This window comes from Saprospiraceae bacterium, assembly GCA_016712145.1.
Classification (GTDB): domain Bacteria; phylum Bacteroidota; class Bacteroidia; order Chitinophagales; family Saprospiraceae; genus Vicinibacter.
This window is the reverse complement of record JADJRO010000001.1, coordinates 964,917-990,805: the sequence shown is the minus strand read 5'-3', so window position 1 is coordinate 990,805 and position 25,889 is coordinate 964,917. Positions and strand designations below refer to the sequence as shown.

General features: G+C 37.8%; 25 protein-coding genes and 1 pseudogene. 14 read left to right on the top strand and 12 right to left on the bottom strand.

Annotated features, from left to right (window positions below; all coding sequences use genetic code 11):
• The first annotated feature begins 321 nt into the window (after nt 1-321).
• The 7 genes from IPK91_04345 to IPK91_04315 all read left to right on the top strand — a co-directional run bounded on the left by IPK91_04345 (nt 322) and on the right by IPK91_04315 (nt 4,574).
• A complete protein-coding gene (locus IPK91_04345; GenBank protein ID MBK8296506.1) occupies nt 322-780 on the top strand; it encodes a hypothetical protein in 459 nt (152 codons plus the stop codon).
• A complete protein-coding gene (locus IPK91_04340) occupies nt 726-1,187 on the top strand; it encodes a phosphatase PAP2 family protein (protein MBK8296505.1) in 462 nt (153 codons plus the stop codon). Before IPK91_04345 ends, IPK91_04340 begins: the two co-directional genes overlap by 55 nt.
• 120 nt (nt 1,188-1,307) lie before the next feature.
• Nucleotides 1,308-1,550 carry a hypothetical protein gene (locus tag IPK91_04335; protein ID MBK8296504.1) on the top strand — a complete coding sequence of 81 codons (243 nt, stop codon included), beginning with the start codon at nt 1,308-1,310 and terminating at the stop codon, nt 1,548-1,550.
• Nucleotides 1,547-1,933 carry a hypothetical protein gene (locus IPK91_04330; protein MBK8296503.1) on the top strand — a complete coding sequence of 129 codons (387 nt, stop codon included), beginning with the start codon at nt 1,547-1,549 and terminating at the stop codon, nt 1,931-1,933. The genes IPK91_04335 and IPK91_04330 overlap by 4 nt, the downstream gene beginning before the upstream one ends.
• 4 nt (nt 1,934-1,937) lie before the next feature.
• Entirely contained in the window at nt 1,938-2,417 is a 480-nt protein-coding gene (locus IPK91_04325) for a hypothetical protein (GenBank protein ID MBK8296502.1), read from the top strand.
• Nucleotides 2,418-2,421: 4 nt separating this feature from the next.
• A complete protein-coding gene (locus IPK91_04320) occupies nt 2,422-3,522 on the top strand; it encodes a hypothetical protein (protein MBK8296501.1) in 1,101 nt (366 codons plus the stop codon).
• A gap of 68 nt (nt 3,523-3,590) precedes the next feature.
• Nucleotides 3,591-4,574, top strand: a complete 984-nt coding sequence (locus IPK91_04315) for an MBL fold metallo-hydrolase (protein MBK8296500.1) — start codon at nt 3,591-3,593, stop codon at nt 4,572-4,574.
• Nucleotides 4,575-4,754: 180 nt separating this feature from the next.
• Here IPK91_04315 and IPK91_04310 read toward each other — a convergent pair whose 3' ends face one another.
• Together IPK91_04310 and IPK91_04305 are read right to left on the bottom strand one after the other, a co-directional pair.
• A complete protein-coding gene (locus IPK91_04310) occupies nt 4,755-5,159 on the bottom strand; it encodes a DUF1761 domain-containing protein (GenBank protein ID MBK8296499.1) in 405 nt (134 codons plus the stop codon).
• Between the two features lie 301 nt (nt 5,160-5,460).
• Nucleotides 5,461-6,942, bottom strand: a complete 1,482-nt coding sequence (locus tag IPK91_04305) for an OmpA family protein (GenBank protein MBK8296498.1) — start codon at nt 6,940-6,942, stop codon at nt 5,461-5,463.
• Between the two features lie 747 nt (nt 6,943-7,689).
• Here IPK91_04305 and IPK91_04300 point away from each other — a divergent pair.
• From IPK91_04300 to IPK91_04270, 7 genes and pseudogenes are all read left to right on the top strand, one after another.
• The gene (locus tag IPK91_04300) at nt 7,690-8,883 is read left to right on the top strand and encodes an RsmB/NOP family class I SAM-dependent RNA methyltransferase (protein ID MBK8296497.1); all 1,194 of its coding nucleotides are present in this window, start codon (nt 7,690-7,692) and stop codon (nt 8,881-8,883) included.
• An 18-nt stretch (nt 8,884-8,901) separates the two neighbouring features.
• Nucleotides 8,902-10,320: a right-handed parallel beta-helix repeat-containing protein gene (locus IPK91_04295; protein ID MBK8296496.1), complete on the top strand. Its 1,419-nt coding sequence runs from the start codon at nt 8,902-8,904 to the stop codon at nt 10,318-10,320.
• A 52-nt stretch (nt 10,321-10,372) separates the two neighbouring features.
• Nucleotides 10,373-13,053: pseudogene (locus IPK91_04290) on the top strand (S9 family peptidase).
• Between the two features lie 155 nt (nt 13,054-13,208).
• Nucleotides 13,209-13,658, top strand: a complete 450-nt coding sequence (locus IPK91_04285) for an arsenate reductase ArsC (GenBank protein MBK8296495.1) — start codon at nt 13,209-13,211, stop codon at nt 13,656-13,658.
• A 10-nt stretch (nt 13,659-13,668) separates the two neighbouring features.
• Nucleotides 13,669-14,310 carry an aquaporin gene (locus IPK91_04280; GenBank protein MBK8296494.1) on the top strand — a complete coding sequence of 214 codons (642 nt, stop codon included), beginning with the start codon at nt 13,669-13,671 and terminating at the stop codon, nt 14,308-14,310.
• A gap of 162 nt (nt 14,311-14,472) precedes the next feature.
• Entirely contained in the window at nt 14,473-14,667 is a 195-nt protein-coding gene (locus tag IPK91_04275; protein ID MBK8296493.1) for a type II toxin-antitoxin system HicA family toxin, read from the top strand.
• Nucleotides 14,668-14,671: 4 nt separating this feature from the next.
• Entirely contained in the window at nt 14,672-15,067 is a 396-nt protein-coding gene (locus IPK91_04270; protein MBK8296492.1) for a helix-turn-helix transcriptional regulator, read from the top strand.
• Nucleotides 15,068-15,229: 162 nt separating this feature from the next.
• Here the strand turns inward: IPK91_04270 and IPK91_04265 are convergent, their stop codons facing one another.
• From IPK91_04265 to IPK91_04220, 10 genes are all read right to left on the bottom strand, one after another.
• On the bottom strand, nt 15,230-15,970 hold the full coding sequence (locus IPK91_04265; protein MBK8296491.1) for an RNA pseudouridine synthase: 741 nt from the start codon (nt 15,968-15,970) through the stop codon (nt 15,230-15,232).
• Complete coding sequence (locus IPK91_04260) at nt 15,967-20,307, bottom strand: gliding motility-associated C-terminal domain-containing protein (GenBank protein MBK8296490.1); 4,341 nt, start codon at nt 20,305-20,307, stop codon at nt 15,967-15,969. Before IPK91_04260 ends, IPK91_04265 begins: the two co-directional genes overlap by 4 nt.
• 87 nt (nt 20,308-20,394) lie before the next feature.
• Nucleotides 20,395-20,958, bottom strand: coding sequence for a DUF4082 domain-containing protein (locus IPK91_04255; protein ID MBK8296489.1), 564 nt, complete (start codon nt 20,956-20,958; stop codon nt 20,395-20,397).
• A gap of 88 nt (nt 20,959-21,046) precedes the next feature.
• Nucleotides 21,047-22,273, bottom strand: coding sequence for a hypothetical protein (locus IPK91_04250; GenBank protein MBK8296488.1), 1,227 nt, complete (start codon nt 22,271-22,273; stop codon nt 21,047-21,049).
• Nucleotides 22,274-22,312: 39 nt separating this feature from the next.
• Nucleotides 22,313-22,594: a hypothetical protein gene (locus IPK91_04245; GenBank protein ID MBK8296487.1), complete on the bottom strand. Its 282-nt coding sequence runs from the start codon at nt 22,592-22,594 to the stop codon at nt 22,313-22,315.
• Between the two features lie 29 nt (nt 22,595-22,623).
• Nucleotides 22,624-23,256, bottom strand: coding sequence for a hypothetical protein (locus tag IPK91_04240; GenBank protein ID MBK8296486.1), 633 nt, complete (start codon nt 23,254-23,256; stop codon nt 22,624-22,626).
• 4 nt (nt 23,257-23,260) lie between these two features.
• Nucleotides 23,261-23,908 (bottom strand): hypothetical protein, encoded by a 648-nt coding sequence (locus IPK91_04235; GenBank protein ID MBK8296485.1) that lies wholly within the window; start codon nt 23,906-23,908, stop codon nt 23,261-23,263.
• 16 nt (nt 23,909-23,924) lie between these two features.
• On the bottom strand, nt 23,925-24,569 hold the full coding sequence (locus IPK91_04230) for a hypothetical protein (GenBank protein MBK8296484.1): 645 nt from the start codon (nt 24,567-24,569) through the stop codon (nt 23,925-23,927).
• A gap of 3 nt (nt 24,570-24,572) precedes the next feature.
• Complete coding sequence (locus IPK91_04225; protein MBK8296483.1) at nt 24,573-25,073, bottom strand: hypothetical protein; 501 nt, start codon at nt 25,071-25,073, stop codon at nt 24,573-24,575.
• A 124-nt stretch (nt 25,074-25,197) separates the two neighbouring features.
• Complete coding sequence (locus IPK91_04220; GenBank protein ID MBK8296482.1) at nt 25,198-25,839, bottom strand: response regulator transcription factor; 642 nt, start codon at nt 25,837-25,839, stop codon at nt 25,198-25,200.
• Nucleotides 25,840-25,889 lie beyond the last annotated feature (50 nt).

Genomic DNA, 25,889 nt, shown 5'->3' with positions numbered 1-25,889 from the left:
ATTCTGATGCAATGCGGTGGATCCCGTTGCGGCGTGAATAGGATCGGAGGGATCATCCAATTTTTAGATTAATTGCAAATTAGACAACTAATTAATATTGAATTGCTAGGCGTAGGCTTAGCCTATAAAGAAATGTATGTTTTAAATAAAAGAATAATTTTGCTTTAAGTTTATTTCATTCCTCAAAAGGTTCAACCTATTCGTGTTCCATTTACAATTGAAATTTATTTGATTAATTTTTGAATTTAAATTGGGACGTAGGCTCAGCCTACTCCCAGCGGAAGGATTTATTTACTATCATTGCTATCTTTAATTATTTCTATGCTTAAATGCCTTTTCTTTTTAATCTTACCTATTCTCTGTTTTGCTCAACAAGATAGCAGCCAGTTGGAACATGAGACTGAGATTGGCCTTGCACTAAATTCCAAATCAAAACCATTCCGCTTTTTGACAAATACACCAGGTGATGTGTATCAAATATTTAAATCCCCTTTTAAAAAGCAATACACAACCGGCTTTGTTGCAACCATGATTGCAACGGGCTTGCTCATTCCTTTTGATCAGCCGATTGCAGATGGGGTAAAGCATATTTGCAGACAGATGCATTTGTATTCACAAACGGACTATGAGGTTATATTAAAATACAAGAAAGCACGCATCATCCGAATTCCGAGAAATTTAAACAGCGGATTGTATCAACTCGGTGAAGGGGTACATCCGTTCTATTGGCAGCCGGTTTATTTGCTTATGGCAAGCTATTTCACGATAAACGTTCGGTAGGTGTTGCCTGGGATTTGACTGAAACCTTTATTACCATGGGAATGTCCACACAAATTATCAAACGCATTACCGGAAGAGAAAGCCCTTTTCGCGCCACAGCAGATGGAGGCATCTGGAGACCACTTCCAGGCTTTGTCGAATATCAAACCAACACATCCAGATACGATGCATTTCCAAGTGGCCATTTGGCTACCATGATGGCTACTGTTACCACATTGGTCCTGAATTATCCAAACAAAAAATGGTTAAAACCAGTAGGCTATGGGATTATCGGATTAACTGCAATCGCCATGATTAATACCGATGTCCACTGGATTAGTGATTATCCCTTAGCACTTGCTCTTGGATTTGTCGCAGCGAAAATAACCTTCAATAGAAATCATAGAAGCCTCAATTTAAGAACATGATGTTTAGCACCATGTATCAAAAAAACGGATCATTCCATTGCGGATTGACCAGTTTTTTGAGCTAGTATCCATGCATGTTTCTTGATTTTACTATTTTGTGATTTATTCACTTCCAGGTAGATGAACTCCTTTTTTCAGCTTTACAGACAGGCATTTCTTAAGCCGGGGCATGCGTTTTCTGAATTATTAAAGCATCCGAATGCTTTGTCATTTGGATTTTTTGCAGTGTGTGTTCAAGCCAGACTTGATACAGGAGTCTATGTTTTTTTGATTTTTGGTGGCGGACAAGCATTGAAACCCTGGCTTAATATACCAGTAGATGAATATTATAAATACAATGTGTTTTTTGTGCGCCTAGTATGATCTTAGCCTGGATCCTCGCAGCAGGATTGATATTTGTTTTAACTAGACTCGGGAAGCTTCAGGGACAATTTGAACACGTACTTGCACTCTTTGGATTTGGAATTGGCATTGCATCCTGGTCGACCGGATTGCATGATATCAGTACGAGTTTTTTAGGAGCGGTACATATCATTGATCAACGGACGTATGAATTTCAACTCAACAGTCCAACCATTTGGCGTACCTTACTCTGGATTCAAATGCTGGTCTATTTGTGTTGGTTTATTTTTTTATTTTCACTTGCAATTAATAAAATTTATCATACAAATCGATGGATGTCTTTTGTATTAGGATTTGTTGGTTTTCTAACTTATCAATTGTTTTTTCTGATTTTTAATAGATAGTAATTTGAAATACAATTTGGTGAAGGCGAGTATCTATTTATTTATTCTTTGCACCCTGCATTTATTTTTAAGTATCAATGCTTTGGTTGGTGGTAGTTTGCTAATGATCCAACCCAATGGTCAGTTGTTAGGAATGCATACAGATTGGCTTCTTGGGTCACCATTTAAATCCTATCTTATTCCGGGAATCCTATTGTTTAGCTTGATTGGTTTACAATCTTTGGTTTGTTTTATCGGATTAATCTATCAACCCCATTGGAAATGGACACAAGCTTTGAATCTCTATTCAGATCGTCACTGGAGTTGGACATTTTCTGTGTATTCTGGAGTCATATGCATCAGCTGGATCATCATTCAACAAATCATGACGCGTTATTTTTGGATTCAATCATTAATTCTAAGCATTGGCTTACTGATACTCATTTTTACCATACATCCTAAGATAATGAATCGATATCGTGTGATAGAAAAATCTAAAAATTAGAGCTATGATTAAAATACTTTTTATTGCCCTTTTATGTTTTCATGGGATTATCCATCTGATGGGATTTGCAAAAGCCTTTGGATATGCAAACATGGAGGCATTGACTAAGGATATCAATAAAGGGCAAGGCGTAATGTGGTTAATAGCATGCATCTTATTTATATTAGCTGCAGGATATTATGGTTTTTCAAAATACAATTGGTGTGTTTTTGCATTGCTTGCCGTTGGGATTTCACAATATCTTATTATTAGTTCGTGGCAAGACGCCCGATTTGGTACGATTGCCAATATTATAATCTTTGTAATTACGCTCATTGGCTTTTCAAGTTGGAATTTTCACAAACAATTTGAGAGTGATTACAAAATGCAGTTGAATGCTGAAAACCAAAAGGCATCGGAATTATTACTCGAAAAAGATCTTTTAGGCTTGCCGGTTTTAATTCAGAATTATTTACGACAGGCTGGGGTAGTAGGTAAGCCAAAGGTGCAGCATTTCAAGATTGAATTTGAAGGTAAAATTCGTAAAGACGAGCAATCTGAATGGATGCCTTTTAAATCTGTACAATATAATTTTATGGATACTCCAGCCAGATTGTTTTTTATGAATGCAACTATGAAGGGTCTTCCTGTTGCCGGATACCATGCATATAAAAATGGAATAGCTTTTATGGATATCCGCTTATTTTCAATATTTAAAGTGCAGTATTTGGATGGACCCGAAATGGATCTTGCCGAAACAGTAACTTTTTTTAATGATATGTGCTGCATGGCTCCCGCTACCTTAATAGATCCAAGGATTGAATGGCAAGAAATCGATGATCACCTGGTTCAGGCCGCTTTTAACAATCAAGGCCTGCGAGTTGTAGCCATGCTTCAGTTTAATGATAAAGGGCAGTTGATCAATTTTATTTCAAACGACCGGTACAATGCCGAAGCTAAAAAAAGATTGCCCTGGTCCACCCCTTTAAAAGAGTACAAATCCATTCGGGGGATTTCTGTCAGCAGTGCGGCGGATGCGGTGTATTCAGATACCAAGGGAGACTTTATTTATGGTACCTTCCAATTGACCGATTTGGAATACAATGGGTACTTAAATAAAAGGTGATCTGGTAATTTTAATGATAAAACCAAAGCCCTGAATTGTTCGTATTTATATCAACGCAAAAGATAGTTATGAAAAAAATTTCTGTTTTTATAATAGTTATGTGCTTTCTGGCATTTACAATGCCTACAAATAACATTCCCTTTAAACCTGTTTTAACAGAAGGAAGTATCATCAATTTGTACGATGCATTTGGAAAAGACACATCGCTCACAAAAGATTTTGGATTCTCCTGTATTACGAAATATCAGGGCAAAACCATCCTGTTTGATGCGGGTAGCAATGCGGATATATTTAAACGAAATGTTACAGCACTGGGCATCGATTTAAAAAGCATTGATTTGGTAATAATTTCTCACGGACATTTTGACCATCTCAATGGGCTGGATTATTTATTGGCACTCAATCCGAATGTAAAGATTTATTTTCCCTACGATATTTTTTGGGGAGCGCCGGTACCTTTTGATGCAACCGGACAAGAACCATCTGTTAAGGATTCATTGCCAAAGCACATGCAGTATTTTGATGGAGGAAGTACTAAATTCTTCATCAAACAATCCGGTCGTTTTTGGAAAGCAAACATCGAATTTGTAAAAACATCCAAAGAAATTCTTCCCGGCTTAAATTTAATTGCAACCAGTTCAGCGTATATGGGTTATTTTTCCTGTTATCCTAATAAAAGTTTTGTAGAAGGCCAATTTGATCATCCAAAAGATGAATGCAAACAAACCGGCTTGCCCGAATTATCTTTGAGCATGCACACCCCAAAAGGGGATGTATTGATTGTTGGCTGTTCGCATACCGGCGTAGAAAACATCATTGCAGAAACCCAAAAAACGACCAAAGCCCCAACTGATTTAGTGTACGGAGGATTTCACCTTTTACCTTTTGATCGCAAACAAACAATTGAACTGGTATCTAAAATCAAAAATGAACTGAAAGTAAAGCGCGTCGCACCCGCACACTGCACCGGCCACCTCGCATTTCAACTCCTACAAAAGGAATATGCTTCAAACTATTTATATGCCGGCTTGGGTGAGAAAATCAACTTTTAGGAAATGCTGCAATTCTGCAATGTTACAATCCTATAATCCTTAAATGTAATAATGCTTAAGTATTTTTAAATTGAATCTTGATAAATTACTTCGTAATTGACAATACTTCCAGCAAGTACGCGGGATGTCCACAACGCTCCCATAATTCGTAATTGACAATTCGTAATTCGTAATTAATACTCAACCCATCCAGCCAATAACAGCGCCCATAATAGTAGATGAAACAATCATATACCCTGCATCAATAAAAAACAAGCGCGTAGGTCGATGAGAAAATTGATAACTGATCCCAAGGCTCATAGCAGAAAAAAAAGCACCTACCAGCAAACCAAATTTTAATCCATCTGCCATACCGCTTAAGTCAGTTCGTAAAATGGTTTTAGCCAACATAAAAGCGTACACAAAGGTCATAATAAAAGAAAGGCCAAATACTTTCACAAAATTTGAAGCCATTAGTTTTTCTTTGGACAATTGGTTGTCTTCCTGCCATGCTTTTCCAAATAGCATCGGACTATACCAAAGCCAACCGAGGACAAATGAACTGATGCTGGCGATAATTACTCCAAACCAATTTATGTAATTCATAATTTTTTATTTTTAAAAGAATTGAATTTCTAAATCCAATAATAAGGCATTTATAGTTTTAAATATCGAGTAATGAAATGAATATTGTTTCTTAAAAGATTTTTTAACTCTATAGGGAACCTCTAATAACTTCTTAGACGAGGCTTGCGATTTTTTTAAACGCTTATTTTGCTGCTTTAAATGAGGTGTTTAAAAAAATCGCATAACGAGTTATTAGAGAGTTCCTATATAATAAGAGAAGCTGCCTTATGAAATTCAAATTCATTCAGGCAGCTCCTCAATTTATTTTAAAAACGGATTCTTAACGCCAAACCGGATTAAATTCCGTGCGGCGATTTAAAGCTCTGCCATCTTTGGTTTTATTATCTCCAATAGGTTTAGTTTCACCATAACCAGCAGACATCAAGCGGCTCGCTGCAATGCCTTTTTTAATCAGATAATCAGCGCAAGCTTTTGCACGTTTTTCTGAAAGTTTTTGATTTAACGCATCGTCAGCCACACTGTCTGTATGTCCTTCAATGCTTAAGTTCATTTCTGGATATTTGTTTAATACAGACAAAACTTCATTCAGGTTTTTGAAGGATGATTTGGTTATAATTGCAGTACCTGTTTGGAATTGTACCGCACGCATTGCTACGTCTAATACTTTTTTGTCTTCAACTTTTATTTCAGGACATCCCATATTAGAAGCAGGTCCTTTGGTATTTGGACATTTATCATTGTTATCGGTAACACCATCTCCATCGGTATCAGGGCATCCGCCAATGCTACCGGCTAAATCCGGACATGGGTCTGTTGCATCTGGGAATCCATCATTATCACGATCCGGTGGACAACCATTGTTGCTAGCTGGACCAGCCACTTTTGGACATTTGTCATCGATGTCAACCAACCCATCGCCATCGGTATCCGGGCAGCCTTTGATTTTACCGGCCACATCTGGACAACGATCGTCTTTATCAGCTACACCGTCTTTGTCTTTATCCGGACAGCCTTTTACAGTACCGGCTACTTTTGGACAATCATCATCGCGGTCGTAAACACCGTCTTTATCCATATCAGAAGGGCATCCCATATTTTCAGGAACTCCCGCTTCTTGAGGACATTTATCATCTTTATCAGCAATTTTATCGGCATCAGAATCCGGACATCCTTCTACGGTTCCCCAATCATCCGGACAAGGATCCATTTTATCTGGCCAACCATCCTCATCACGATCTTTAGGTGCTAGTAATAGTTTAATACCGGCAGCATGTTGCCAATTATCAAAGCCATCTTCAAAAGCAAAGCGGTAATCAGATTGCAATGCAATTTTCAATCGTTCGCTTACTCTGATATCCAGACCTGCGCCAAATGGAGCTTGTGCATAAAAGTTATCAAAATCAAATGCTGGAATCGCACCTCCGATACCAGCATATACAAACGGAGAAATGCCACAATTTTTATAAAAATTTAATTGAAGTAAAGCATCCAAGCCTGTGTAAATTTTATCCCGGGTATACGTATTTACCGATTTAGTTAGCTTATCATAAATTGGAAAATTTGCCAGGCCTATTCGCAAAGGCAAGGCAAAGCTTAACGCATTGCTTAAATCGCGTGTATAGCCCAATTCAAAGCCATTGGAAAGATTTTCAAAAATCTGTTTATTATCCCGGTGCGGAGCCTGGTAATTAAACAAAACTGCCTTAGCAGTTAAGCCATTTTTTGCAGGTCCTGGTTGACTGAAACTGACCTGGGTGGACAGCAAAAGGAATAAAATGAAGCTTAATAAAATTCGTTTCATATATCTTGTTTTAGTGAATGAATGAAATTAGATTTCAAAAATACAGCATATTCAAGCACAATGTAGCAATTCTGGATGCCTCTGATGTATTTTTACGGTTAAATTATTGATTTAGGCTATGCTTAAAGTCTAATGAATAAAAGCCTAAGTTCATTTAAAATTAACCATTTAAATCAATCAACGATTCATGAAATACTAAGCTATAAAACTTTTAAGCTTTAGCCTTTAGCCTCTAGCCTCTAGCCTCTAGCCTTTAGCCTTTAGCTTCTAGCCTCTAGTCTCTAGCCTCTAGCCTCTAGCCTTTAGCCTTTAGCCTCTAGCCTCTAGCCTCTAGTCTCTAGCCTCTAGCCTCTAGCCTTTAGCCTTTAGCCTCTAGCCTCTAGCCTTTAGCCTTTAGCCTCTAGCCTCTAGCCTTTAGCCTTTAGCCTCTAGCCTTTAGCCTCTAGCCTTTAGCCTTTAGCCTTTAGCCTCTAGCCTTTAGCCTTTAGCCTCTAGCCTCTAGCCTTTAGCCTCTAGCCTCTAGCCTCTAGCCTCTAGCCTCTAGCCTCTAGCCTTTAGTCTCTAGTCTCTAGCCTCTAGCCTCTAGCCTCTAGCCTCTAGCCTTTAGCCTCTAGCCTCTAGTCTCTAGCCTCTAGCCTTTAGCCTCTAGTCTCTAGCCTCTAGCCTTTAGTCTCTAGCCTCTAGCCTCTAGCCTTTAGCCTCTAGCCTTTAGCCTTTAACCTTTATTCTACAGCATAATCCCTACCAATGACCACCAAATTTCATAAAAATCTAATTCAAGCAGTCAGTGATATTATTCATCAGGTTATCTATGATCAAGTGTATGCGGATAAAAAAATTGAACAAGTTTTAAAGTCTAATAAGTCCTGGGGTGCAAGAGACCGCAGTTTTATTGCAGAAACTGCCTACAACATCATCCGGGAATTTCGAAAAATCCGCTTTTGCAGTGGAAATTCTAAAAAGCCGGAACATTGGATTTCAACGTATTTTCTACTCAAAAAAATGAACCCTCCGGATTGGGAAATTTACAATGAAATGAAATCAGACCGGGTATGGGCAAAACTTGAAGAATGCAAATCGAATTTTGCAATCATGCAATCCTATCCAGATGCTTTGGTAGATTTAATAAAAGAGGAATTGCCGGATACCTGGGAACGGGAATTGACTGCGCTCAATAAACCGGCCCAACTGATCATCCGGTGCAATACCTTAAAAACCACAATCAAACAACTGCAAACAAACTTTCTTAAAGAAGGAATTGAAACAAGTCCCATTCCTGAGTTACCGGATGCCCTAATTATTCTGGAGAAATTTAATGTCTTTGGAAATCCACTTTTCAAATTAGGTCATTTTGAAATACAAGATGCTTCTTCGCAGGCAGTCGCTGCATTTTCATTGGTCGAACCGGGTATGCGGGTCATCGATGCCTGTGCCGGTGCCGGCGGCAAGACCTTGCATATGGCCGCTCTTATGAAAAACAAAGGCCGAATCATTGCCCTGGATACAGAATCCTGGAAGTTAGACGAACTTAAAAAAAGGGCCCGACGCAACGGGGCTGAAAATCTGGAAACCCGGGTCATAGATGGCACAAAAGTGATCAAACGATTGGCAAGTTCATGTGACAGGCTTTTGTTGGATGTTCCTTGTAGTGGTTTGGGTGTATTGCGCCGCAATCCAGATGCTAAATGGAAAGTAGATCTGTCTTTTATTGATCGGATGCGTAGCCTGCAAAAGGAAATCCTCACAAACTATGCCTCCATGTTACGTCCTGGAGGGAAATTAATTTATGCAACCTGCAGCATTTTACCTTCTGAAAATTCAAAACAAGTTTCGTATTTTTGCAGCGAGCATACCCATTTTCAATTAGAAGAAGAAAAAATCATTAGTCCTGCTTTAAGCGGCTTCGATGGTTTTTATATGGCCCGTCTGAACAAGACTTAAATCCTTAAAAATACCGATATGAAAAGTAACAGTATTATCATCCTGATCCTGATTCCATTTTTTGGAATTTCAAAAACCTGGTTGGTAGGTCCAACCAAAACATACCAAAGTCCGAGTGCCGTTTCAAGCCTAGTGGCAGATGGCGATTCGATCTTAATTGATGCAGCAGAATATGAAAAAGATGTCTGCCTGTGGAAAGCGCATAACCTAACGTTTATTGGGGTTGGCGGATTTGCACATTTGAATGCAGAAGGAACCGCTTATGGTGGAAAAGCAATTTGGGTTATCACCGGAAATTTCAACCGTTTGGAAAATATTGAATTTTCTAATTGTACAGTAGTGGATCGAAACGGCGCTGGAATTCGATTGGAAGGAACCAGTCTTACAGTCAACCATTGTTACTTCCACAACAATCAGGATGGAATCCTGGCTGGCGATAATCCGGCAAGCGATATTGTAATTGAGTACTCCGAGTTTTCACACAACGGTGCTGGTGACGGGTATTCTCATAACCTGTATATCAACCACGTTCGTTCACTTACATTCAAATTTAATTATGTACATCATGCATACTATGGTCATGAATTAAAAAGCAGAGCGTATAAAAATATTATTTTATACAATCGCATCACCAATGAAGACGGCGACGCGAGTTATGAAATTGATTTGCCAAACGGAGGTCCTGCGCTTATTATGGGAAATAGCATTCAACAAAGCCGTTATTCTGATAACAATACCTTTATATCTTATGGTCGGGAAGGATTAACAAATCCTGGCAATCATACCTTGTATTTTATTTACAATACACTGGTTAACAATGAGGACAAAGGAATTATTTTGAATATTCAAACAGGGATGGATACCTTGGTTTGTGCTAATAATTTAATTGCTGGAAAAGTTACTCTATTGAATGGAATCCCAAAGGGTTTTATCAATTTAAATAATTTTATACAGTCTGATCTGAGTGTGTTTGAATTTCGCGATGCGTTAAATTATGACTATCATCTAAGCAAGGGTTCCCCTGGGAAAGACAGCGCATATGTTTTTAATGAAAGCTTTCTTGCATATGAATTGAATCCAACCCATGAATACATTCATCCCGTTGAGTCTAAATTCCGATACAGTGATTTGCATCCGGATCTGGGTGCTTATGAATTGCAGCAAGTAAGTGCAAATAAAGAATATCCTAAACATCGGATGCAGGCGTTTTACCTTTCAGATTCCAAACAATTAATTTTAGACAATAAAGGATCCGATCTGACAAATAAGCAAATAAATTGTACGGTATTCAGTTTGGACGGGAAGCCTTTCTCTCCAAAAAGACAAACTGGTGTATTAAATACTTTTGATTTAGCTGAACTAATTCCAGGCATTTACACGTTTACATTAAAAGTAAACTCAGAACAATATGCCGGAACATTTGTTGTTACCAGATAAACCCTCCAAACCGACCTTGTTTTCCAAATTAATAATAGCTTAATTTTTAAAAATGAAACTTTTACTCTTTGTAATGATGATTTGTACAATGACGAGTATTTCTGCACAGAAATCGAATGCTAAAGTTCAACCACCGCTGATTGATCGCGAATTGTTTTTTGGAGATCCTGAAATTTCAGGCTCACAACTTTCTCCTGATGGTAAGTACATGAGTTTTATTAAACCATTAAATGGAACGCGTAATATTTGGGTGAAAAAAACTGACGCAGCATTTGAAACAGCTAAACCACTAACGGCTGATGAGAAGCGACCGATCTCTTCGTATTTCTGGTCTAGAAATAGTAAGTATATTTTGTATGTACAAGATAAAGGGGGCGATGAAAATTTTCATGTGTATGCAGTAAGTCCTACCGAAAAACCGGAAGAGGGGAAGGAAGTTCCTACTTCACGTAACTTGACCAATAAAGAGCATACCCGAGCCTATATTTATTCAGTTCCTAAAACAAATCCGGATGTATTGTATGTAGGTTTGAATGATAGAGATCAGTCCTGGCATGATTTATACGAGCTAAAAATTTCAACGGGTGATTTAAAATTATTGCGCACGAATACAGACCGCATTACCGGATGGGTGTTTGATCGCAGAGACAAATTGCGTCTTGCTGAACGGACCAATCCGGATGGTTCAACAGATATCTTGCGGGTGGATCCAAAAGGATTTAACCTGATCTATTCCTGCGGACCATTGGAATCTGCTTATTGTGTAAATTTTCATGAAGACGGACAACGCGTTTACATGGTTACCAATAAAGGACCAAAACAAGATCTTACAAAACTGATTACGTTAAACGTTACTACAAAAGTTGAAGAAGTCATTGAATCAGATCCTAAGAAGCGTGTAGATTTTGGAAGTGTTTCTTTTTCTGATATTGACAATCGGATGATTGCAACGTATTATGAAGATGAGAAAACCAGAATTTATTGGAAGGATAAAAAGTTTGAAGCAGATTATAAAGAATTAAAAAAGGCATTTAACGGATTGGAGATTAGTTTCAATTCTGCAACAAAGGATGAAAAATTATATTTGATTGCGGTTTATAGTGATACGGATAATGGTTCGGTATATTCATTTGATCGGACTACTAAGAAAACAAAGTTTCAATACAGACCAAGACCCAAATTGACCAATACGGATTTGTCTCCAATGAAACCAATCAGTTACAAGTCGTCTGATGGTTTGGAAATTCCAGCATATTTGACACTGCCAAAAGGGCTCACACCAAAATTGCTCCCATTGATCGTAAATCCACATGGAGGTCCATGGGCACGTGACGGATGGGGCTATGATGCATACGCACAATTTTTAGCAAATCGCGGTTATGCTGTGTTGCAAATGAATTTCAGAGGCTCTACCGGTTACGGAAAGAAATTTTTAGATGCGGGTAATCGTCAGTGGGGTGATAAAATGCAGGACGACATTACCTGGGGTGTTAAGTATTTAATTTCAAAAGGAATCGTGGATCCACATCGGGTCGGAATTATGGGTGGATCATACGGAGGATATGCTACCCTTGCAGGGGTTACTTTTACTCCCGATTTATATGCATGTGCCATTTCAATTGTTGGACCATCCAGTTTATTAACCTTATTAAATTCAATTCCTCCTTATTGGGAAGCCGGTCGCAAGATTTTTCATTTGAGAATGGGCGATCCAACCAATCCAGAAGGGGAAGCTCAATTAAAAAGACAGTCCCCTTTATATTCAGTAGATAAAATTAAAACACCCTTGATGGTTGTTCAAGGAGCCAATGATCCACGTGTAAAAAAAGCGGAATCGGATCAGATTGTGTATGCAATGAATCAGGCTAAGATTCCTGTCCAGTATATCTGTGCACCAGACGAAGGGCATGGTTTTGCCAGGCCTGTAAACAATATGGCCTTCTTGGCTGCAGCCGAAAAGTTTTTGCAGATTACCTAAGCGGTCGCTATCAGGAGTCCATGGGCGAAGACATTGAAAAAAGATTGAAAGAAATCACAGTAGATCCAACGACTGTTTCACTACCTAAAAAGATAGAAATTAAAGAGGACGAACCTGTTATGGATTCAGCAGCTACCATCAGTTTGCATCCTGGCAAATACGTATTTGACGTAAAAATGGATATGATGGGACAAGAAATGGAATTTGATCAGGTAACCACAATCATTGATTCCGGTTCAGTTTGGAGAATAATAGAAGAAACCAAAATGCCAATGGGAGAAATGGTGGACAAAGTCAATTTAAATAAGGAAAACTTAAGTCCGATTACACGTCAAATTGATAATGGTCCAATCAATATCGAATTAAATTACAGCGATAAACGCATTGAGGGTCGGATGAACATGAGTGGAACCAAAACACCATTGCAAGTTACTACCACCGGTTTATGTAAAGCAGATGGCCCGGGCGCATTTTTTATCATTGCCACCATGCCGTTGGCAGATGGTTTTACAGCCCAGATTCGCAATCTGGATTTACAAACAATGGCAGAGAAATTTTATTTAGTCGAAGTTATAGGATCAGAAATAATCCAGGGCAAAGATTGCTATAAAGTAAAAATGAGTCCTGCTAATGGCGATGCCGGTGAAATAAATGTTTGGATATCAAAAGGAGCCCATGCCATGCCCATGCAATACGATGTATCCTTGCCTGAAATGAATGGCGCCACCATGAAAGCAACGCTGAAGAAAAGTTAATTACGGATTACAAATTACGAATTACGAATTATGGGAGCGTTGCGAACATCCCATATACTTTTGATACGAATTATAAATTGCCACATTTAAAATTCGTAATTCGTAATTTGTAATTCGTAATTGATTTAATCGTATTTTTGCGATAAATCATTTATATGCCTTTGAAGGTTTTATTTCTTTGCGTTCATAATTCAGCTCGCAGTCAAATGGCTGCAGCGTATTTAAAAAAATTTGGTGGAACAGATTACGAAGTATTTAGTGCTGGCCTCGAGCCTGGCCATCTCAACCCTTTGGCAATTGAAGCCATGATCAAAGATGGTATTGATATTTCGAAGAATTCTACCAAGGCCGTTTCAGATTATTTTGAGCAAGGGTTTCATTTTGATTATGTCATAACGGTCTGCGATGCTGCCAGTGCAGACAAATGCCCTTTATTTCCGGGAGTGCATCAAAAGATTGCCTGGGATTTTCCGGATCCTTCCCGGTTTGTTGGAACCCATTCCGAAAATGTAGCTCAAACCGTCCAAGTACGGGATCAAATTAAGCAAGCGGTGTTAGGATTTATTGATCACATCGAGTCTTTACGCCATGAAGGAGCTAAATAAAAATATGCTCATGTATCGCTGCTATTTGGCGGAGTGTTTAGGAACCTTCGCTTTGGTGTTTTGTGGAACAGGTGCCATCGTTATAAATGAACAAACCCATGGGCAAGTTACGCATGTTGGGATAGCAATGACCTTTGGTTTAATTGTATTGGCAATGATTTATACTTTTGGAAGCATTTCGGGCGCACATCTTAATCCTGCTGTCAGTATAGGCTTTCTGATATCCGGTCGGTTTAAACTGCAATTGCTTTTACCATACATTGTATTTCAGATTTTGGGTGCTTTGTTAGCAAGTTTACTACTTCAGTTTTTATTTCCTGAAAGTAGGAATCTAGGTGGAACGATACCCGCCGGTTCCCTGATGCAAAGTTTTGTTTTGGAAATGATTCTCAGCTTTCTATTAATGTTGGTCATAATAAAAGTCTCTCATGGATCTAAAGAAACAGGAATGCTTGCCGGCATCGCGATCGGCGCAACCGTAGGATTGGAAGCGCTTTTCGCAGGACCAATCAGTGGTGCTTCTATGAATCCTGCAAGAAGTCTGGCGCCTGCTATCATTTCTGGAAATTTAAACACCCTATGGATTTATCTGCTGGCACCACTAGTAGGAACGATAGGGGCAGCTTATATGTGTAAACTGTTTAAAGAATAAAGTTATAGGCGCAGAGAATGCCAGCATGCATAAAACGTTAATCATTTCTCAGAAAAACTCCCTCTAAATTTACCAGACCACTCATGCAATTTTAGAGGAGTAAGCTGGCAAAAATATCCATAAAAAGTAAATTATTATTTACCTTTGATTTTAAGAAACAGTGTGAAATGTTCGGAGCTTTATAGGATTCTATTAAAAGAGGGGTGGTATCCAATCTCTCAAAATGGATCTCATGTTAAGCTTAAACATGCTCATAAAGACAAAATAATTATTTTCCCAAATCATGGGAGTCAAGAAATTGGAAAGGGCTTATTGATAAAAATATTAAAAGATGCCGGAATTTCTAATTCAAAGTAAAGGGATGAAAAAGTCAACTAGAGAAATTAAATTTATTATAGAAAAAACAAATACGGGATTCTCTGCATTTGCCAAAAAATACCCAATATTTACTACAGGTTCTAGTATTCCGGAACTTATGAATAATATTCTGGATGCTTCGAATTTGTACTTTGAAGAACATGAAATTATAATTGTAGCTGAAAATTTGAAGTATGAAATTGATTTTAAGCAATTCTTTTTATTCTATAGAGTCTTAAATTCAAAATTTCTTGCTGAAAAGATCGGAATGAATCCTACCTTATTATCACAATATGTAAAAGGAAGAAAGAAGCCATCGCCTTCCCAAACAGAAAGAATCTTATCGGCCATACATGAAATAGGAAAAGAACTTTCGGAGATTAACCTAATTCATAGATAATATTAATATGGTATTTTAATTCTCAACCTAAAAAACGCAGTCTGAATTTCAAAAACTAAATTTATACATTGTACCATAGAAGTATTGCCGTATTGTGTAACATTGTACCATTATCCCATTGTAGCATTGCAAAATTGTAGCATTGCAACATTGAACTTGCGTTCAACTAAAATCAGTGACTTTACCAAGCAGTTCCATCCATTCAGATTGAAATAAATTCCAGGGTTCTATGAGATCAGGCAAACATTGGTATTCTTTCCGGATTCCTGTCTTGGTATCGTCAAATCCTAAAAAATAACTATAGAGTCCAATGTAGTTGTTTGGATCGATGCGCTTTGCTCCATACCATTCATCATTCCAAATAGGATGCCCTAAGCATGAAAGTTGAAATCGAATCTGATGAAACTTCCCGGTAAAAATTTGAATTTTTAATAAACTGTAATTGTCTTGTGTACTTATCAATTCGTAACGCAAGCGGGCCAGTTTAACACCGGGTGTATCCGGGGATGCGGTAACGGCCCTGAATTCTGAAGAGGACTTGACCAAATAATTTTCTAAAACTGCTTTGGGTTTTTTAGGAACACCTTCAACAACGGCCAGATAGTATTTACTGATTTTGCGTTTGAAGAATTTTTCATGCAGATCTTTTAGTATGCTTTGTTTTTTAGCACAAAACAGGAGTCCGCCGACTGGTTTATCCAGACGATTGGCCAGTTGACAAATTAATTGTTTCTTTTTAGGATAACTTTCATGAAGATAATCTTCCAATAATTTTCTGAGATTGACAGAACCTGCTGGATCTTCTTCCGACAATAATCCAAACGGCTTTTTTGCAATGATGTAATCTTCATTTTCAAAGAAAATAAGATCTTCTGGTTTTGGTTTGACGGGTGGGCTTGTCAACGGATTACATTCAAATCACCATAGAACTTTTGGATTTCTCCATTTTTCCATTCCAATTCTAAGAGATACACATACACTCCGGGAATTACCACAACGCCATCCACACGGGCCTTCCAACCATAACTGGGATCATTGGGTGGAAAATGAACTGCTTCATACAATCTGTTTCCCCAGCGGTCAAATATTTGCATGGATTTTATTTCATTATAAGAATCTTCTGTAACAACTGGATAAAAGCTGTCATTGATGTTGTCACCATTTGGACTAATCGCATTTGGAAACCAAATATTCCGTTTAACGACTTCCAATCGGATGCGGGCAGTTGCTGTGCAGCCATTCGTATTTGTTATCGTAAGAAGGTATTCAATTTCTTTGTCCAAATGAATTACTTTGGGGGATTCACAATTGGTACAACTTAAATAATCAGCAGGGCTCCATTCAAAACTTGCGATGGAATCCTTAGGAATTGAATACGTTGGTTGAATGGTATAATCTTCACCGGATTGTAATTTGACTAATGGAATCAGCTGCACATTTAATCCTGCTGGTTGAATGATGTTAAAGTTTGAAAGCAGTTCGCAACCATTTTTATCTAACACGCGGAGCTGATGATTACCGGAAACCGTACCGCTGTATCGACTGTTAAAAAATTCCTGGTTATCAAGAAAATAACGCAAAGGTTTTTCTCCGCCAGTAATTAAATTGAGATTTAAATTCCATCCATCACCAGGACATTTTGGTTGATCTACATTGAAATCAATTGCAGTAGGGACATTGGTGTTTTCAGTAACTACGACGGAGTCTAAACCCATACATCCATTTGTAGCATGTTGTGCCCGGAAATAATACACACCCGGTCGATCTACTTTGGCAGTCAATAGGGTATTGCTTCCAACAATGTTACCCTGATTGGTTGTCCAGTTAAAATTTTCTGTACCACTGCCATTTTGTACAGCGCCAATTAAAATTCCATCTTTAACTGTGCAGGTCAATTCAAACTGACCGGATGCACGCACTTGCAAATTATTTATCTGACTAACAATTAATGAATCGGTATTGACACAACCATTTGCTGGGTTGGTAACTTGCATGTAATACGTTCCCGGTTTGTTGATTTTAACTTGAAGTACATTCGTTGGACTAATAAAATTTCCTTGCGGACTATTCCATACGATCAATTCAGTTCCTTTTGGATTGACAATTTGTCCATTCAATGTCAAATCAAGTGTAGAACAATTCAATTGAGCATTTGCTCCCGCATCTATAAGGGGCTTTTGGATGTCTTCGAAAATCGTTCCTTGTGTTGAATCTTCGCAATGATTGAGGGTATCAATTACACGAAGTATATAAAGCCCTGCTTTATCCAGTTGGATGCTCAGTCCATTCGGAGGACCTACAATATTTCCATTGGCATGGGTCCATTGATAGTTGAATCGGTTCCCGGTGCTCGAGCCTTGTCCGTTAAGATTCACCAATCGCTTAATACATGTTAAAGTATCCCTGGTTGAAATCCTTGCAATGGGTTTCACAGTATCCGCACTGATGGTTAGTTGATCTACCGACTGACACCCATTTACAAGATCTGTGTTGCTGACAAAATAAGTGCCGGGCCTTCCTGCAACCGTAGCAGCACTGTTTGCCGGACCAATGAGCATGCCATCCACTGTAGACCAGTTGTATTGTAAAGAATGATTTGTAGTTGGGCTACTTGCTTGTAAATTGAATTGGGTGGTGCTGCAATTCCAAATTAGATCTTGTCCTGCATTTATCTGTGGAGGGATGGTATCAATGAGTACCGTTATTTTTACCAGGGTACTGCAACCATTGACCAAATCTTTTACTGATAAACTGTAATCTCCGGCTTGTGTAATGCCCGGATTTAAACTAGATGCATTTTGTATTGGTTGGCCCTGTTCTGGAATCCAATTGAATTGAATTTGATTCCCAACCGGTGAGTTTGCTGTTCCAATTAAATTAATGCTGTTTTTCTTGCAACTTAAGGTATCAGGAAATGCAATGCTTGCAATGGGAGCATTTAAATCTGGTTTTATATTTATTGTAGCGGTATCTGCGCAACCATTTACCGTGTCACGTACAATCAGTGAATAGTCACCTGCAGAACGTACAAAGAGTTTGTTGCTTCCTTGTCCGCTGCCTATGGTTCCATTAAATGTAAACCATTGATAGGTTAGTTGATTGCCAGCAGAAGAAAGTCCACCGTCGATTGCTATTAAAGTATCAGAGCAGGTAAAATTTAAACCGGGACCGAGTTGTGCATTGGGCACCACGTTATTCTCATCAATAAAAATAGAATCAAGATTACTGCAATGATTGGTTGTATCAATCACTTGAATGATATACCATCCGGGTGCATTTACAATGGGAGTTAGTGTATTGCTTCCCGATACAATATTTCCATTGGGTGTTGTCCAAAAATAATTGGTAGAATCTGTTTTTGTTCCATTGCCATTGAGTTGTAATTGCAGGGTAGTGCACGTTAAAGTGCCTCCTAATCCAGCTTCGACTGCAGGAAGCTTTCGGCTATCAATTATTAATATACTGTCAGCTGTAGAACATCCATTTATTTTATTGCTTGCGGTAAGAAGCACTTTACCGGCTTTAGTTTCTGTTTTAGTATTCAGCATAGATTCCGCTGGTAAAATGCCTGAAGGCAAATTCCAAAAATAATCAATAGACTGGTTTGGATTATTCCCATTTGCTTGAATCGTAACATTTGACTGAATGCAATCAAGGATTAAATCGGGTCCTAATTCTAAATCAGGAACAAGCGTATCTTTTTTTACTGCAATGGATTTATCGGTAAAACATTTATTCGTTTTGTCAGTAATCCGAAGTTGATAGTTGCCTTCAATGGAAGTAAACAAACTGTCTTCATTTCGAAGTTTGGAATTATCAGGCAGTAACCATTCATACGTATATTTTGAAGTATCAAAGGGCGTTCCTGTAAGCAGGGCATTGTTTCGAATGCAATTCAATAGGGTATCTCCAGAAAGCTTGAGATTTGGATGTAAGGTATCGGAAACAACCACATCTTGGATTTCTAATTCACAACCCGAATTGGCATCTATGATAACGACTTTGTAGATACCTGCTTCGGTAACATAAGCAATGGAATCATTTCTTCCCCGGTGAATTTTATTTGCGGGGATCCAATTAAAAGTAAATTGTCCACTGCCATTGAGCGGATTCGCTTTTAGAATGATGGTATCTGAATTGCAATTGGCAATGCCTTCCACTTCTAAAGTCCCTTCCAAATCATCAGAAGCAGTTACATCAATTTCAGCTTCCTTTTCACAAATGACATTGCCATTTTTATAAGTAACTTTAATGATATAGGTTCCGCTTCCTTGTCCGCGGGCGGTCAATCCATTTTGTGAAACGATTTTACCACCAACGGTACTCCATTCATAGGTAATGTTTGGACCTGCAGTTGACCCAATTGCATTCAAGTCAAAAATATCAGAGGCACATTTTGGGAGCTTAGGAACTTCGATACGTGCTTTAAGATCGACCACTTCAACCATTACTTCATCGTCATCCATGCATTTTTCATACATTTCAATATCATCAATGGCAAAGTCATTTCCAAAACCGACACCGGTTGTTTCACGGATACACATTTCGACCGTACCTGAAGTTGCTTTAAAACAAGCTTCTAATTCAATCCAGTCGCAGAGGGCTCCAGCAGTTACGGTTCCAATGGAAACGCCGTTGGCTTCTACGTTGAGAACAGGTGGGGATACCGGATACACACTGGTTACATAAAGCTTAAACAGGTATGTACTGCCATTGGTGACGCTTACATTCTGGCACCAGACTTTTGCATTTGTAGAAGTATGTCCATCAACAATCAACATATTTCCCGAACCGGAGGTATGATCCGGACAATGACTAAAACCACCATTGTAAGGAAAAGGATCGGGTCCAACACTGAGCCATCCGGGACCAAAGGTGCCGCCGGGACTTCCATAACTGTATTCGTGGGTAAAACCGGAATTGCCAGCTTCAAAATCACCGTTGCGAATTAAATTGGTCGTTCCGACTTGTTCGACCGTAAAGGTGTATTTGTATTTACCTACCGGAGCATTTACAATGGGATCAGTAGCATTGGGATCACTCAAATAGGTAGTAGGTGTCCATGAATATTTCATTGGGTTCCCGGAATAATTACCCATCAATTGAACCGGCATGGAAGGGTCACAAGTAAAAAGATCCGGGCCAGCATCAGCTGACAGTCCGGTGCACTGAGAATATCCTGCAATTGAATTAAATACTAAAAAAACAGCTATATATAAATAGTTCAAACGTAAGTTCATCTCCTTGGTGGTTTGTAAATACAAACACTAAGATACGGTTCTTAAGAAAATGAGACTGAATTACTATAATGACTCTTGTTAGCTAATTTAATCGGCTGTAAAGCCAATATTTACACAAGGTGCGATGAGGGCAGTGACTGAAGTAGCAGGGAAGAACGGGCAGCCATTTGTTCCACAGGGATCTTCATTAAATGATAAGATCTTGATATTTCCTTTGGTGATCGGAAAATTAAACACGTCTCCATTTGCATTGCGCACATTGAAAAATACATCAGCTACCAGGCTGACACCAAAATTGGTACCTGTAGCAATTTCAATAGGGCTTATACTGACAAAGGATTCAGTATTGACTTTTTTTGAAGCAATGTTTTGTTCGAGTAATAATGTATTCGAACTAAGATTATACAGACGGACTTTATAGGTACCTGTATCGGGAACCAAAATGCCAAGTTTTGATAACTTTCCATTGACAAGACTGGTAAATTTGAAACCATATTCCCAGGTGTTTGCTGCTTGAGTAACGGTATCAATTTTAATACCGGGACTTTGTAATAGACTAAAAATAGGAGATTCTAAAGGATTTGAATTTTCATCTGAGCATTGTGAGAAAAGGATTCCAAGCATCAAAATGAAATAATATTTAGGGATCATGGCATTAATATTATTGTAGTTTTAAATGGAGTTTTTAAGCAGCGTCTTCAGACAACGTATTTGAATTAAACCAATTATTAAAGTAGACCTAACGCATAATACATGAAACACTCACCACTGGAATAATATTTTCCAATTTACCGGCATCGTCAAACGATGCGCGCATGGCATAATTTAAAATGACATTTCGGCTAAATCGCCAGTCGCCGCCAAAGGATACAAATTTGCTTCCATCAAATACACCTTGATTGAAGTTAACCGGACTAAATATTTCTGTAAAGAAATTGTATCGGTAGTTTCCATAACGAAAATTGATGCCACAATCCAATTGATAATATTTTTCGTTGATCAAAATATTTTTGTCTCCGGTTAATCGGGCAACACCACTAAGTAAGATGTTTTTTCCAAAGCCTCGGCTGCCATTAATCCATAAGCCCCACAAGTTTCTTACCTTGTGTAAGTTTTTAAATTTTAGCAGACTGCTATCCCTACTGTCAAAATCATAGGCTTGTCCGAAAGCCAAATCGATGTAACTGGCATTCCATTTTTCTGCCTTATACAAATCAACGATCTTTTTCATGCGAATGATGTAAGCATCATCCAATCCGTTGAGTTCCATTTCGTAACTCTTAAGTTCTTCTTTGAGTTGCGATTTTTCTTCCATGTCCGAAGTTTGGGCAATGGCTTTTTTCTGCTGTATGATTTGATCCTTTAATGCTGCTTTTTTATCACTGTATTCTCGGATGACATTTTTAAAAATAAGTTTATCATCCAATGGTTCGTATTGCTTATACAAATTAATTTTCGCGGCATAGGAAAAGCTGCGAATTCTCCAATTGTTTTCTATGTTTACAATAGAATCATTGCCCTCAATATCTTTAAATGTAAGTGTTTTTGTTTCCAGTTCTGTATTCCCATCAACGGTCCCTGCGGAAAGATCCAAACTGGACATTCGTTTGAGAAAATTTGATTTTTTGTAATAATTCTTTAGTTTACTTGGTGTATTAAAATAAATCTCATTGATGGGTTGCGTTTGGATGGCCAGATTGGGTGTCAATCCGTAACTTTTGAAAGACCAGTCCACTTTAAAATTTCGAAGATTGGAAGGCTTTGGCACCAAACAAGGATTAACACCTAGTAAATCAAAAGCAGGGGAGACCGGTATAGAAAACTCAGGTGCGTAACTCAGGTAATTGGCAGTTTGCTCTTCAAGTTGGTTTTCAGCTTGTGCCATTGCTGAATGAGTATAAAGCAATAGGGTCATCAAGCTCAGTAAACTGTGCATCTTAGACCTTGATATAAAGCTTGGTGGCATGCGATTGGCTTTTTGTATCAATAAGTTATCAAAAATGAATTATCCTTTCTTTTGGGTTCCACCCGGCAAGGTCGTTTTAATATTTTTTGATTTATTCTTTGGAGGCAAAGCCGGCATCGGAATGCAATGATTTTTAAAATCACACACAAACTTTTTACATCCTAAGTTTAAACCTGGATTCGTACATTTGATACAAATCATGCTATCTGTGCTAACGGTATCGCAGGATTTGGTGAAGAGGTTTTGTTTGATTTGAGTTTGGCTGATTCCATTTAAATTACATAAAATTAAAAGTATACTACTGATGATTAATTTTATCATGGCTTAGCAATATTATTAAATGAATTTAATTAATTGGCTTTAGTATTGATGACAATTCCTTCAAATGGTGCAATATTGGTCATGCGGATTTTTCCTTTGCATTTAAGTATACAACGAACAGTTTTATCCCAAGCTCTAAGCCAGCATTCCTTTGAAACGTCATTTGGACATCCCGGTGGAAGATTAATTGGACATGCTTTATTGCATTTATTATCTAATGCTTCTTCAGGGCTTATGCCTGCTTTTCGTCCTATTGCTATTGGGTCCGCATTTGTGCTGACTGGAAAAATTACTAAATTTGAAGCTTCGTCAAATGCTAAGTATGTGTTGTATCTTGTATTTTGAAAATAGTAAATTGAATTACCAGAGAAAGCAATTTTTTTAATATCTTTTATAGCACTAAATTTATTTGTTTTGACAGCGTTAATCAATTGAGATTTTGTTATTGGTAATTTCGAGTAACTACCATCTGGTTTTAGGTAAAATTCTGCGCAGTTTTTTGATCCCTTTTGTTCTTCACAAAGGTTGAATATTTTAAAACCAGGAGTAATATTTTCATTGCTTTTTATAAACATTTTTTTGCCATCTACTGTTTGAATATTTTGCGAGCATATTGGATAGAGGCATATTAGAGAAAGCGTCATTATTAATATTGATTTCATAAAATTAATTTTGAAGTGAAATAGGTTTAACCAGAATGTTATTCAAAGCAATTTGAACCTTCTTAATATATTTATCTTTATCGCATATCCCATTGCAACCAAGATAACTTATGTAACATCCATCCAGGCAAGCATAGTCCTGAGCAATAAAGCAAGTTGTCCAACATGCATTTTGTGCATCTTTACAACTTTGAAGGCATTTTAATTTTTCAGGGGAGGATGCAGGTCTTTTAGAAATAGTTCCTTGATGGGTTGTGAATTCAACAATATTTAAATTTTTACCGTGCCCAAAGAAGTAAACCCTTGCATTGCTTTTGTCAATATAAGATAAACTAACTTTTTTGTTAACTTTCTCTGTGTTTACATTTTTCAAACCTGACAAGTTCTTGAATTTAGCTATACTATTTACTTCTGTGCTTGTAAGCGTTGTTTCTTGATAGTCACCGGCTCCAGATGCAAAGTAAGATTTGCAGTTTTTAATTAATTTGGCATCACTGCATGCGGTAATGTATGCTACATCTGATGTTAATTTAATTTTTACTTTTGTAAATAATTTGGTTTCATTAATCATTATTGGCATTTGACCTAAGGTATAATTTTCAATGATTGCAATAAAGAATAAAATGAGATTGAAATGATATAATGTATTCATAAGTTTAAACATATAATTAGTCAAATAATTTAACACCACTTGATCCTTTTGCTCCCTTAATAGAAATGCTTATTGTGGATTTTGGTACAAATTTGTTGCAAATCCTTGCACAAGCCAATCTGCTTTTTTTGCACTCTGACACGCAAAGGGTACTGTTCCCACAATTTCTGTCGCAAAGATTGCCGATGTTTATACAATCATTTATACAGCTTTTGTTTTCTGGAGAAGGTTGCGAAGGCCGAGCTGCAATCTTGGTTCCTTTTGGAACTGTGTACGCATCTAAACTTAAAGTAGTTTCGTTTCTGAATATATAGGTTCGGGTATCTCCCTCCTGAATGTAATAGTCTGTAAGTCCAACACCTGTAGCCTCCTTTTGGATACCTTTAATATTTTGGACCTTTGCTGATTGTATAAGTGATTTTAAAGTTAGGTTTCCTATTTTAAACTGGGCGCATTGTCCTGCATCATCACAGGTGTATGTTTTGCAATTCTTTTTTAATTCTTTGTCTTCACACAAAGTACATGATTGCATACCGGCAGAAACGCGTTCGCAAGATTTAATAAATAGACCGTTTTTTGCGACGGCTACCTGTGTTTTTTTCTGACCAAAAGCACTTATTGCAATAGCCAATAGCATTAAAATATTTAGAGAATGTTTCATGTTTTATTTTTTAGTTGTTGTGATCGGAGTAGTTGCTTTAATATCTTTTATTTTATTTTTTGGCGCTTTTTTAGTTACGTTTTTAATGCATACGCAATTATGAAATTCATCGCACAGCGCACAATCCAAACAAGATTTGCAGGGGCCATCAGGACCTAACATTTTAGTACATTCTTCGATGCCTTGGCATTTACAAGTATTGCCTTCACAGAACCCATTAATAGTCGATGAGCCTACTGTCTTGTAGGTAACACCATCAATAACTACTCCTGTTAAAGTGCCATTTGATGCCAGCGCAGTGACTTTTTTTCCATTGGATAGTTTAATGTCATTGCTGCTTTTTGTAAGCATACTTGCTGGAACAACGTTTACATTTACATTTCCGATCGTTTTTGTTGTGATAATGGTTGAGGGAGCTTTTTTTGCAGGAGCTTGACCAAAAGTGCTATTTTGGTTTCCAAGAAATGTGAATAATAGAATTACTAAAATAATTTGTTTTTTCATATTATATTTTTTGTTAGGGCAAAAGTGGTGGAATCTAAATTATCCTGCAATCCCACATTCGTATGAAATTCACATTGAAGTATACTTTTAGAAAGAATGGTTCCTTAAATGGAATCAGAAATATTTATCTATTATGAAACTTATTCAAAGCATCCGTCCTCGTATGTACATGAAGTTTTTCATAAATACTTCTGACTTGAGAGCGTACGGTGTGTTCGGATACAAATCGTTCGGCAGCGATTTCTTTATAGGCTAGGCCGCGTTCCAGTCGTGTAAGCACTTCCCATTCCTGAGGTGTTAGTTTTTCAAAATCTGGATGTTTCTTTTCGTTGGTTTTAAACGAACTGGCAACCATTCTTGAAATCTGACGGGACATCGGGGAGCCACCTTGGTGCATTTCACGAATGGCTTCTGCGAGTTTTTCTGGCGTGGTTCCTTTTAATACATAGCCATTGGCACCGGCAGCTAGCGCATCATACACTTCTCTGGAGTCCTGATGATCTGAGTAAACTAAATATTGTATAGATTCTTTTATTTGTGCGCTATCGCGAATGCAATCTATGCCTGATTTTCCAGGCAAACCGATGTCCATCAATACGATATCGGGATTGACGGTACTTAGGTTGTTTTCAAATTCTTCGGCACTGCCAAACGAACCAATGCATTCCAAATCAGGATAGATATTGATCAGGCTGGCTGTCAATTTACGGATTTCTGCATCGTCTTCAACGAGCGCTACCTTAATTATATCCTTCAATTGTTTCAAGCTGCAAGATTCAATAAAAAAATCAAAAATTAAAATACCACATTCGTATG